We start from the raw sequence: 9,486 nt of genomic DNA, 5'->3' as shown, positions 1-9,486 counted from the left end.
TATAATGAGTTATCAGCAATTACGAGTATTTGGATTAGTTTGTGCCATTGTTGGTACGGTTTTGCGTGTGGTATCCAGTTTGTCATTTGGGGTATCGACGCAGTTAGTACTTACCAGGGCGGATGTTTATGGAAGTTTGCTGAGTAGTGGTATATCACCGGCAATTGCGGAACTTACGGTTTCATTGTTCCCGGCATTATTTGTTTTAAGTCTTATTGAACTATTTGGATGTATATTTGGTATTTTCTGGAGTAATCGTTTAGTTAAACACCCTAGTAAAGGCGGAGCAATTTTGCTTATAGGCATTGGCTTTGTTAGTGTTTTAGGGTGGATATTGAATTCATTGACATCTTCAGTTATCCCACTTACTTTATTAACGACTGCTATAACAATGCTGCCAGTGGTATTACTTGCTGTAGTAGCATACTTAGTTATTAAGAAAATGAGAAAAGCATAGGAGCGTTTATGAATATTAAAAGATTAAAGCTAGAAACAATAATTATCAGTGTTTTAGGAGTGCTGTTAAGAATAGCAAGCATAATTTTCTATCTGCAAATTATTAATTTGTATGATGAAGCAATTATTACAGTACCTTTAGCGACTATTATTGTTTTAGTACTGACCTTTATTGAGGCGGCTGGATTTATATATGCTATTATCTGGGCATTGCGTGTAAAACCGGCTTCAAAAATATATGCTGTCTTTCCTATGATTGTTGTAGGTATGATTGGTATTGGTAATTGGGCCTATTATTTGATCAGCAGCAGCAATCCGCTTAATGTTATACTTAATGGAACTTTATCAATGCTGCCATCACTAGCTTTAGTGATTATTGGTATTCTCTATTGTTCACAGAACCAAGGCAATACAGAAGAGATGTAAAAATACAAGCTGTCAAGCAAAAATGCTTGACAGCTTGTTTGATTTCAGCTATACTTTTTATAGAAACATTATTAGGAGGTATTTCACCATGGCAGTTAAATTGCGTTTAAAACGTATGGGAGCTAAAAAAGCACCTTTTTATCGTATTGTTGCAGCGGATTCACGTTCACCTCGTGATGGACGAATCATTGAAAGTATTGGAACTTATAATCCATTAACCGTTCCAGCAGCTATTAACATCAACGAAGAACTTGCATTAAAATGGCTTGCAAACGGTGCACAACCAACTGACACAGTTCGTGACATGTTGAGTGATGCAGGGATTATGAAAAAATTCCATGATTCAAAATCAGGTAAGTAATTATGGCTAAAAACGTAGATGTACAAAGTTTACTAGTTACCTTGACGGAAGCAATTGTTTCAACTCCTGAAGCTGTTGCTATTCGTCAAATGCCTACCGCAGAAGAAGATGTCTTGTTGTTTACAATTCTTGTTGATAAAGAAGATATTGGACGAGTTATCGGAAAAAGCGGACGTATGGCTAGCAGTATCCGTACTCTTGCGGTTGCCGCCGGACGACAAATCGATAAAAAAGTTAAAATTCAGATTGAAGAATTTGACGAATAAAAGGGTAAAAACAGAAGCGCCAGTGGTGCTTCTGTTTTTCTGTTTCTCAACATAAAAAAAGCATGCATATTCATTGGTGTAATAATTCAATTGTGATATAATTCTACCGTGGAATGATAGAAAACATAACATATCTTGTTTGGTGATAGAAGCGGGAATCGGCGGAAGATAGAGATTAATGGAAGCGCGACTGCAGGAGATAGCAGTCGTGTTTTCTTTGGTAGCGGCCGTTCTATTTACCTGCTGAAACAACTTGTGATATAATAATTACAAATGATATTTTAAAGGGATTGATATATTGAGTAAACAGACGAAAAATGTTCAATTGAATTTTCAAACGACTGAGGAAGCCCAGCAATTGTTTGGTGCCAATGATAGATTCTTGAAGCTGCTGAGTGATCATGCTGGTATTGAGCTGAGTGCCCGTGGTACTGAATTACGTGTTAGCGGTGATGAAGTGAAAGTAATTGCAGTGCAGAAAACTTTGCAAGAGATTTTGAAACGAATTCAGCATGGTCAAGATATTCAAGAACGTGACTATTTATATTTTTATGATTTTATTACCAGTAAAAAAGAAGAGCAGGTTGATGAGCTCTATAATTATAATATTGCTAAATCAGCACGTGGCAAAAAGTTATTTGCTAAGTCGCAAACCCAGCAACAATATGTCGAAGCTATTAATCAAGAGGATTTAGTTTTTGGTGTTGGTCCGGCAGGAACCGGGAAGACATTTTTAGCTGTTGTTTGTGCAGTGCAGGCATTGCGAAACAATCAAGTGAAACGAATTGTTTTAACCCGGCCGGCACTTGAGGCTGGTGAGAACCTTGGTTTTTTGCCTGGGGATATGAAAGAGAAGGTTGATCCATATTTGCGTCCGCTTTATGACGGACTTTATGAGATGCTTGGTGCAGAGCAGACGGCACGTTTGCTTGAACGTGGTGTTATTGAAGTGGCGCCGCTAGCATTTATGCGTGGTAGAACATTGAATGAGTCATTCGTTATTTTAGATGAGGCACAAAATACAACTGATGAACAAATGAAAATGTTCTTAACCCGTTTAGGTTCGAGTTCAAAAATGGTAGTGACCGGTGATATCACACAGATAGACTTACCGCACAACCGCACTTCTGGATTAAAAACTGCGTTGCATCTGTTACGTAATGTTAAAGGGATTAACATTACTGAGTTTACCAATGCTGATGTTGTTCGACATCCTCTGGTACAGCGGATTTTGGAACAATACGAGAAAGCTGAGGCGAAAAAATAGATGTTGGATATTGGGTTTGTCAATCAGACAGAAGAAAATTTTGATCAGCTTGAACTGTTTGCAATGAATATTTTGCAAAATGCAGCGAATTATATGCAATTGAATGGCGAGGTTGAATTAGGGGTTATTTTAGTTGATAATGCCGCTATTCAAGAAATCAATCGCGACTATCGTGGTAAGGACTCTGCTACCGATGTAATTACCTTTGCTTTAGAAGATGAAGCGAGTATTGTTATGCTGGAAGATATGCCAAGAGCACTTGGTGATATTTTCGTTTCAGTTGAACGGGCAAGAGAACAGGCGCTTGAATATGGACATAGTTTTGAGCGTGAGTTTGGGTTTTTACTTGTACATGGGTTTTTGCATCTGCTAGGGTATGATCACCAAAATAAAGAAGATGAAGAAGTGATGTTTCAATTACAGGAGGAGATTCTAAGTGCTGAAAATCTTAAAAAGAGTTAGCAAATCCGGGAGTTTTGCTATCGCCGGAATACGCGCTACCTTGCGCAGCGAGTTTATGTCTCGTTTTTATTTGGCGGCTTATATTATCATCATTATTGCAGCGATATTTAGTGGCTTTAGTTTAGTTAAATGGGCAATAGTTATTGTTGCTGGTTCAGGAGTGTTAGCCTTTGAATTAATCAATACCGGAGTTGAAAAGGCAGTGGATATGTATGGTGAAGAGCACTCGGAATTAGGCGCTTTTGCCAAGGATGCGGCTGCCGGAAGTGTTTTCCTCTTTGCATGGAGCGGAATTCTTGCTATAATCTTATTGTTCATTGATCAATATATTCATTAGGAGGTATACATGTGGATAAACAAGAACTTGTTGCTACTGCACGCACAGTCTTAAAAAATGCCTATGTACCGTATTCAAAATTTCCGGTTGGTGCCGCTATTTTAATGAAAGATGGCAAAGTGATTACCGGAGTTAATGTCGAAAATGTTTCTTTTGGAGCAACCAATTGCGCTGAAAGAACAGCAATTTTTACCGCTATAGCTCAAGGATATACCAAAGATGATTTCATGGCCATTGCAATTGCTGGTGACACTGAGGATTATTTACCGCCTTGTAGCATTTGCCGTCAGGTATTTGCTGAGTTCTTTGCACCGGATATGCCAGTGTATTTAACCAATGGTCAACATGAAATTAAAGAGTTGACAGTACTTGAGTTACTGCCATTTGCTTTTACAACTTTAGATATGTAAGAAAAAAGCACCCGCATACGGGTGCTTTTTTTATCTCGGGTATTTGATGTCGTGTAAGTTTTCAAGTTCTTCTAACCAATGATTTGCTAACTTATCTTTTTTAATTAAACGATGCATTTCGAAGCCATCATCAATGTAACGATAACCCTCATCTTCTCGGTTAAGTTTTATAAGTGAAACCCCACTTTTAATGTAAGAGTCACCAAGAACTAAAAACTTGTTAGTACGCAAACATAATTCGATTGCTTGAGTACTATAGTTCAAAGCCTTTTCATAGCTTTTTTCGCGCAGATATAACTCGGCGAGATTAGATAGATATTTATGTTCAATTTCAGAGTCAGGATATAGGTCAGTATAAAGTTTAATTCTTTTCAGCGCATATTGACTGGTTTTCTCAACACGTTCTCTTGGAAGTGAAGCCATGATTGATAAGAAGAGTGCTAATTCTTCAAAATACCATTCATCTAGACTCTGCAAATATGCCCATGTATCTAAAGAATGTATAATTGCTTGATCATAATCGCGTTCTAAAACACAAATCGAAGTGAGGATTTTATTCATTTGCACGACAATATCAACATCATGTTCATTTTCAATGTATTGTTCACATTTGATATAGGCCTTTTTTAAGTCAGCAATATTAAAGTTGTGATTAGCAATACGGATTTCCTGCCTAAGTTTAGCTTTGCTTGTTAATTGGTAATCATTAATAATATACATGAACTCATCAAAAGACATATTAATGCGATGAAGAATATATAAAAAAGTGGTAAAGTAAGATCGTCTATTTTCATTCTCAATTTGACTGATCATACTTTGAGTAGAGTGGGGTGGTGTTACATCACTTTGTGTTAACCCTTTATTTTGACGAATTTCCTTAAAAGCTTCGCCAATATTAAGTTTTTCTAGCTCTGAGAGATAATCTTTCATATATTTTCCTCTTTTTCTTTATAGTGAAATTGTGATTATGGTATTTGAATATAAATAATTATTGCAACACACATTATAGTGTGATATCATAAAGGTGCTTGATTGATGAATATTGAGCACAAAAGGAGTTGAATATTATGTTTGGATTGATGCCATGGGCTTGGTGGCTTGAATAAGCTGCTGTGCACAAAGTTCATTTTCATTTCCTAGATTTATCATACAGTTTTTTCCCTATTTTTGCAATAGTATGATATGTTTATTGAAGAGTTTTAGTCCTGTATTATAAAATTCTAAATGCCATTTATTTATGTTTTTGCTAGTATATTCATACTCCCCCATGAGAATATTACGATGCAGCTTTGGCAGGAAATTAATTATTCCAGCATAATATGCAACTTGAAAACTGCACACCGTTTGGTGTGCAGTTTTCTTTTGCTTTTCATCAAGTATAGAAGACTAGAGTATATGTGAAGTAGTTATTTCTACAAAATTAACAATTATAAGTATATTTAGTTAATAGATAATAGTGTGACTTTTTAATTGTTGTTTTATTGTGCAGATCTATGAAAAGTGAAAGCAACGGATTGAAATCAATTCGTTGCTTTCTTTATTGACTGATAAAAACTTTCATGATACGATTGTTTTGTCACTAACTCGTGACAAAACAATGGAGGTGTTAAAATGGTTGTGTTTATTTGTTGTTCCGGTGGTGGAACCTCAAGTATGTTTTGCGTACATCTTAAAAGAGCAATGACTGATGCAAAGGTTATTTATGAGTATGTACCAGATATTGTTAAAGATTATGAGAAGCTTACTGCGGAGTATGATTATATTCTGGCATACGGAGGACTGCATATGATTACCGAACAGACTGCTGCTGAATTTGATAAGTATTGTGATTTGATTTTAGTGTGTCCGCAAGTACATCATCATTTTGCTTCGCACGAAGCGATAATGGCAGCTTATGATACGCCCATAAAGAAACTAGATCCAAAAGTTTTTGGTACGATGAATGGAGCCAAGGTGTATAGTGATATCAAATATTTTCAGAAGACCGGGGAATGGATTGGCTAGTAATGGATTATTAGAGAACTAAAAAAACGCTTTTGTAGAACAAAAGCGTTTTTATTTATTTTTAGTGCTTTTTTCATGTAGGGCAATCCAGAAGTTGAATTCTTCGACATTAGTAAACAGATAGAGAATTTGTTCTTTATCTTTTTTATATTCAACAATCATTACTTTTTTGTGATCGGCAAAGGCTTGCAAAACTTCTTGTTGCATAGTCTCTAATTGAGTGCGAACTTCGAGAGAATTATCCCGGGTTGTAATCAGGTTGAAGAAATGCCGGCGATCAATTTTTAAAGTACTGATTTTAGGTTCACCAAATACCCGACTCATGGCCGAGTAAGTTGTCAACCAAACTTGGCCGCTTTTCTTTATTTCACCAGCTTGAAACTTATTTCTTTCTACTGCCTTGCGGATGGCGCTGCCATCAGCGAGGCCCCATTTCTCCGCGGCTTCGCTAAAGGTAAGTACTTGGTTTAAATCGATCATTGTATCACCAACTGTTATATTCTTGGTTTTAGTATATCAAATCTGATGCTTATTGGCTATTTTCATTTTTTGAAAATGATATAGTATCAATATCTTTATATATACCAATGGTTAATGGTTCGTAAATAATAATGTTGCGAACACCCTGCGAACACTTTTATTCAAATACTTTTAAAGCCTCTACTTTTTTGTCGGGCTTGATATGTGCGTATCTCTTCAATTCACTTTCATCAGCATGACCCATTAATTCTGCAATTACTCTGCTGTCTACACCTTCATTTGTTAGATGTGTAGCATAAGAGTGCCGCAGCTCATGTGGTGTTAATTCCGGCATATTAGCATTTCTTAGCATCTTTTTAACATTGTAGCGCACTGCAAGAGGTGTAAAGAATGTGGCACCACCGAAAACGTACCAAGTTGATTTAAAACCAGGTATAGATTTTTGGCGTTCGTATTCTACTAACAATATTTTCCAGAATGAAGGTGGGCATGGTTGAAACCGTACTGATGATTCAGTTTTTGGGCTATCGTTGTGTTTAAAGCCATTGTATTCAGGAAACAACTTTCTATTTGCAGGATAAATATTATCTTTAATAAATAGACCTTGTTTTTCAAAATCTACTTTCTCCCATGTTAATGAGGTAGATTCGCCAACTCTAAGTCCACAGTAGAATAAGGCACTTAGTACCAGAACAAACTTTGGTTCAGCAAAACTTATTGCAATCTTGAAATTGTCAATATCAATATATCTTTCTTTTCCGAATTGCTTGAAGTCATTCTTTCTAGGGAATGGGGGGATATAAGGCGGTTTTACATGATATTTCCGTTTACAAAATTTTATGTTCTCCAAAAATTTATCGAAGTATTTTGACGCAGTTGAGTGCTTGCGATTTTCTAATAAAAATTTTTGGAACGATTCTATGTTTTCAGTAGTTAGTTCAGAATATTTAATTGAACCTAATTTAGGTATCACTAACTTCGTAAGAACATGATGCAATAATTGAAATGTAGATACTTTAACTTGATTATTACGTACAGCCCTTTTTTGAATATCAAGATACTCCATACAAGTAGTCTCAATTGTTAATAAATTGCCGATGTTTTGGTCATCATCTCGTTTTGCCTTTGCTAATGCTTCGGCATTTTTAGCTTTCTTCTCTGATGTATAGTATTCGTCACTTTGTTTGTTTATGTATCGTTTTCCGTCTATCATAAAGTTTGGGTTTTTTACCCTCATTCGATAGTAGTATTTTTTCTTTTTTTCATTATAATGAACTGACATTAATATCATTCCTTTTCGTTTATTGTACGCCGAAAACGATTATGATATAATACAGTTTGTAAAGCGTGGTATTTATATCACATTTTCGGACACGTTGTTGACGCAACGTGTTTTTTTATTATTCAATTTTAAGAACGGAAATGTGTCATTTAGATATTTTACGACTTGTTCCTCAGGTATTTTATGATTTTTAGCAACTAATTCAATTGCAAAGTCATTAGCTTGTTTTTCGATTTTTGATTTATTACCACTCATATAGAGAGGGCTTTGTATGTCATTGTGCATTACGATATGTCCAATTTCATGATCAAGAGCAAATTCATGTAGATTATTGCTTAAATCATTTCTTATAAATATTAGTCCCTGTTGCGGGTCACAAATTGCTAATTCGTTCAGAACTGAAAAGCTGACTTCTGTTACAATGATGCCAAGTTTTTCAATAATATTATGGGCATTGTATGAACCTGTTATCGCATATAATTCTTCAACTGTCATTCTTTTACCTCCAGACAATTTCATTGTAGCACTGGGGCAAATATGCTTGCGACGAATATGCGACAAATTTCAGTCGTTCTCCTTTCCAAATAACTTTTTGAACTTTGCTGTCGTTTGCAAGTTTTGAGATTTTAAGAAGTTAGCCATTTCAACAACTTCTTCATCTGTCTTGTTGTTGTAATCAGAACCAGACATCGCCATTAACATGAAGTTCTCTTTTAAGTATGTTCGTGCTAATTCGGCATTTTCTAACGAGAATAAATCTGGAAATTCTAACTGTATTTGCTCATTCGCTTTTTGCAAATAAACATCTTGATCAAAGTCTAGTACAGAGCTTAGCATCTGCAATGTTGACATTTTGATTCTGCTTTCTGCTGTTTCGTATCTTGATATTGTTTTCTTTGTACTGTTTAATCTGTTTGCAACTTCTTCTAAACTATATCCTAGCTCAAGCCTTCTTGTACGAAGTAATTTTCCAAGTGCAATATAAAATGGCTTATCTAATTTTTCAGGCATCATTAATCACTCTTTCTATAATGTTGTGTCCTTATTGTAACACTTAGAATAACATTTTACAACAAAATGTCGAAAAAACTACACAAAACGATTGACAGCAAATTTATATAGTGATAAGCTAAATGTGTCACTAAACTGACACAAATACTTTGGAAGGAGTGAAATCATGCAGTTTGAACATAATATCGCATCAGCTAGAAAAAAAGCAAAACTTTCGCAAGCAGTAGTTGCTAAAGAAATGAAAATGAAATTGCGAACATATCAAGCTAAGGAATCTGGCGAAAGAGCAATGAGTGCATCTGAAGGAATTACTTTTAGCATCATAACAAATGTAGAAGCTAAGAAAATTGATTTCCGAAAAGAAGCACAAAAAAATTTAAGTTAGTTGTGTCGTTTTAGCGACACAGAACAGGAGAGGTGGTAAAAATGGGACTTGGAAAATCAAGACCGGAGCCAACAAATGAACAGATATTAGAGATTGCAGACAAACTATATTTTGTTGGGAACAAAGAAGTTCAAATACTTTGTGCTTGTGCAGCGAGTACGGCAAGTAAAAAGCTAAAGGAGTATCGGGAAAGCTATTTGAACAAGTACCCACAACATACAGAGCTAGACAAACATAAAGTACCAACTTGGTGGGTGCTTGAGAAAAGAGGAATCACTCTAAACAAGATTCCAAGAAAAAAAACCCCCGCCGATCAGACGGCAGAAGGGAAGTGAGAAC

16 protein-coding genes are annotated in these 9,486 nt (G+C 35.7%); 11 read left to right on the top strand and 5 right to left on the bottom strand.

What is annotated here, in order from left to right; translation table 11 throughout:
- Positions 1-4: 4 nt before the first annotated feature.
- From FEZ08_RS09755 to FEZ08_RS09720, 8 genes are all read left to right on the top strand, one after another.
- Entirely contained in the window at positions 5-457 is a 453-nt protein-coding gene (locus FEZ08_RS09755) for a hypothetical protein (RefSeq protein ID WP_138191850.1), read from the top strand.
- An 8-nt stretch (positions 458-465) separates the two neighbouring features.
- Positions 466-882: a hypothetical protein gene (locus FEZ08_RS09750; protein ID WP_138191848.1), complete on the top strand. Its 417-nt coding sequence runs from the start codon at positions 466-468 to the stop codon at positions 880-882.
- A gap of 88 nt (positions 883-970) precedes the next feature.
- On the top strand, positions 971-1,243 hold the full coding sequence (gene rpsP / locus FEZ08_RS09745) for a 30S ribosomal protein S16 (protein WP_138191846.1): 273 nt from the start codon (positions 971-973) through the stop codon (positions 1,241-1,243).
- A 2-nt stretch (positions 1,244-1,245) separates the two neighbouring features.
- Positions 1,246-1,509: a KH domain-containing protein gene (locus FEZ08_RS09740; RefSeq protein WP_138191844.1), complete on the top strand. Its 264-nt coding sequence runs from the start codon at positions 1,246-1,248 to the stop codon at positions 1,507-1,509.
- 298 nt (positions 1,510-1,807) lie between these two features.
- Positions 1,808-2,776 carry a PhoH family protein gene (locus tag FEZ08_RS09735; protein ID WP_138191842.1) on the top strand — a complete coding sequence of 323 codons (969 nt, stop codon included), beginning with the start codon at positions 1,808-1,810 and terminating at the stop codon, positions 2,774-2,776.
- 3 nt (positions 2,777-2,779) lie between these two features.
- The gene (ybeY, locus tag FEZ08_RS09730) at positions 2,780-3,238 is read left to right on the top strand and encodes an rRNA maturation RNase YbeY (RefSeq protein WP_138191951.1); all 459 of its coding nucleotides are present in this window, start codon (positions 2,780-2,782) and stop codon (positions 3,236-3,238) included.
- Positions 3,213-3,575: a diacylglycerol kinase gene (locus FEZ08_RS09725; protein ID WP_138191840.1), complete on the top strand. Its 363-nt coding sequence runs from the start codon at positions 3,213-3,215 to the stop codon at positions 3,573-3,575. The genes ybeY and FEZ08_RS09725 overlap by 26 nt, the downstream gene beginning before the upstream one ends.
- An 11-nt stretch (positions 3,576-3,586) precedes the next feature.
- Positions 3,587-3,985, top strand: coding sequence for a cytidine deaminase (locus tag FEZ08_RS09720; RefSeq protein WP_138191838.1), 399 nt, complete (start codon positions 3,587-3,589; stop codon positions 3,983-3,985).
- A 30-nt stretch (positions 3,986-4,015) separates the two neighbouring features.
- On the opposite strand, the gene FEZ08_RS09715 is transcribed toward FEZ08_RS09720, so the two are convergent.
- The gene (locus tag FEZ08_RS09715) at positions 4,016-4,915 is read right to left on the bottom strand and encodes a helix-turn-helix domain-containing protein (RefSeq protein ID WP_138191836.1); all 900 of its coding nucleotides are present in this window, start codon (positions 4,913-4,915) and stop codon (positions 4,016-4,018) included.
- A gap of 681 nt (positions 4,916-5,596) precedes the next feature.
- On the opposite strand from FEZ08_RS09715, the gene FEZ08_RS09710 reads away from it, so the two are divergent.
- Positions 5,597-5,989, top strand: coding sequence for a PTS sugar transporter subunit IIB (locus FEZ08_RS09710; RefSeq protein ID WP_138191834.1), 393 nt, complete (start codon positions 5,597-5,599; stop codon positions 5,987-5,989).
- Between the two features lie 51 nt (positions 5,990-6,040).
- Here FEZ08_RS09710 and FEZ08_RS12490 read toward each other — a convergent pair whose 3' ends face one another.
- The 4 genes from FEZ08_RS12490 to FEZ08_RS09690 all read right to left on the bottom strand — a co-directional run bounded on the left by FEZ08_RS12490 (position 6,041) and on the right by FEZ08_RS09690 (position 8,765).
- The gene (locus FEZ08_RS12490; protein ID WP_138191832.1) at positions 6,041-6,469 is read right to left on the bottom strand and encodes a helix-turn-helix domain-containing protein; all 429 of its coding nucleotides are present in this window, start codon (positions 6,467-6,469) and stop codon (positions 6,041-6,043) included.
- A 157-nt stretch (positions 6,470-6,626) separates the two neighbouring features.
- Positions 6,627-7,751, bottom strand: coding sequence for a tyrosine-type recombinase/integrase (locus FEZ08_RS09700; protein ID WP_171015025.1), 1,125 nt, complete (start codon positions 7,749-7,751; stop codon positions 6,627-6,629).
- A gap of 72 nt (positions 7,752-7,823) precedes the next feature.
- Positions 7,824-8,246 (bottom strand): ImmA/IrrE family metallo-endopeptidase, encoded by a 423-nt coding sequence (locus FEZ08_RS09695; RefSeq protein ID WP_171015024.1) that lies wholly within the window; start codon positions 8,244-8,246, stop codon positions 7,824-7,826.
- 69 nt (positions 8,247-8,315) lie between these two features.
- Positions 8,316-8,765: a helix-turn-helix domain-containing protein gene (locus FEZ08_RS09690; protein ID WP_138191826.1), complete on the bottom strand. Its 450-nt coding sequence runs from the start codon at positions 8,763-8,765 to the stop codon at positions 8,316-8,318.
- A gap of 163 nt (positions 8,766-8,928) precedes the next feature.
- Here FEZ08_RS09690 and FEZ08_RS09685 point away from each other — a divergent pair, with 163 nt between their 5' ends.
- Together FEZ08_RS09685 and FEZ08_RS09680 are read left to right on the top strand one after the other, a co-directional pair.
- Positions 8,929-9,147 (top strand): helix-turn-helix domain-containing protein, encoded by a 219-nt coding sequence (locus tag FEZ08_RS09685; protein ID WP_138191824.1) that lies wholly within the window; start codon positions 8,929-8,931, stop codon positions 9,145-9,147.
- Between the two features lie 41 nt (positions 9,148-9,188).
- Entirely contained in the window at positions 9,189-9,482 is a 294-nt protein-coding gene (locus FEZ08_RS09680; protein ID WP_138191822.1) for a hypothetical protein, read from the top strand.
- Positions 9,483-9,486: the final 4 nt, after the last annotated feature.

The organism is Culicoidibacter larvae, assembly GCF_005771635.1.
Taxonomy (GTDB): Bacteria; Bacillota_I; Bacilli_A; order Culicoidibacterales; family Culicoidibacteraceae; genus Culicoidibacter; species Culicoidibacter larvae.
This window is presented reverse-complemented; position numbering and strand designations above follow the sequence as displayed.

Excerpts from the sequence above, each read along its gene's own strand:
- FEZ08_RS09690 (WP_138191826.1), bottom strand. The coding sequence starts at position 8,765 with ATGATGCCTGAAAAATTAGATAAGCCATTTTATATTGCACTTGGAAAA.
- FEZ08_RS09700 (WP_171015025.1), bottom strand. The coding sequence starts at position 7,751 with ATGTCAGTTCATTATAATGAAAAAAAGAAAAAATACTACTATCGAATG.
- FEZ08_RS09750 (WP_138191848.1), top strand. The coding sequence starts at position 466 with ATGAATATTAAAAGATTAAAGCTAGAAACAATAATTATCAGTGTTTTA.
- FEZ08_RS09755 (WP_138191850.1), top strand. The coding sequence starts at position 5 with ATGAGTTATCAGCAATTACGAGTATTTGGATTAGTTTGTGCCATTGTT.
- FEZ08_RS09740 (WP_138191844.1), top strand. The coding sequence starts at position 1,246 with ATGGCTAAAAACGTAGATGTACAAAGTTTACTAGTTACCTTGACGGAA.
- FEZ08_RS09695 (WP_171015024.1), bottom strand. The coding sequence starts at position 8,246 with ATGACAGTTGAAGAATTATATGCGATAACAGGTTCATACAATGCCCAT.
- FEZ08_RS09710 (WP_138191834.1), top strand. The coding sequence starts at position 5,597 with ATGGTTGTGTTTATTTGTTGTTCCGGTGGTGGAACCTCAAGTATGTTT.
- FEZ08_RS09685 (WP_138191824.1), top strand. The coding sequence starts at position 8,929 with ATGCAGTTTGAACATAATATCGCATCAGCTAGAAAAAAAGCAAAACTT.
- rpsP (WP_138191846.1), top strand. The coding sequence starts at position 971 with ATGGCAGTTAAATTGCGTTTAAAACGTATGGGAGCTAAAAAAGCACCT.
- FEZ08_RS09680 (WP_138191822.1), top strand. The coding sequence starts at position 9,189 with ATGGGACTTGGAAAATCAAGACCGGAGCCAACAAATGAACAGATATTA.
- FEZ08_RS12490 (WP_138191832.1), bottom strand. The coding sequence starts at position 6,469 with ATGATCGATTTAAACCAAGTACTTACCTTTAGCGAAGCCGCGGAGAAA.
- FEZ08_RS09715 (WP_138191836.1), bottom strand. The coding sequence starts at position 4,915 with ATGAAAGATTATCTCTCAGAGCTAGAAAAACTTAATATTGGCGAAGCT.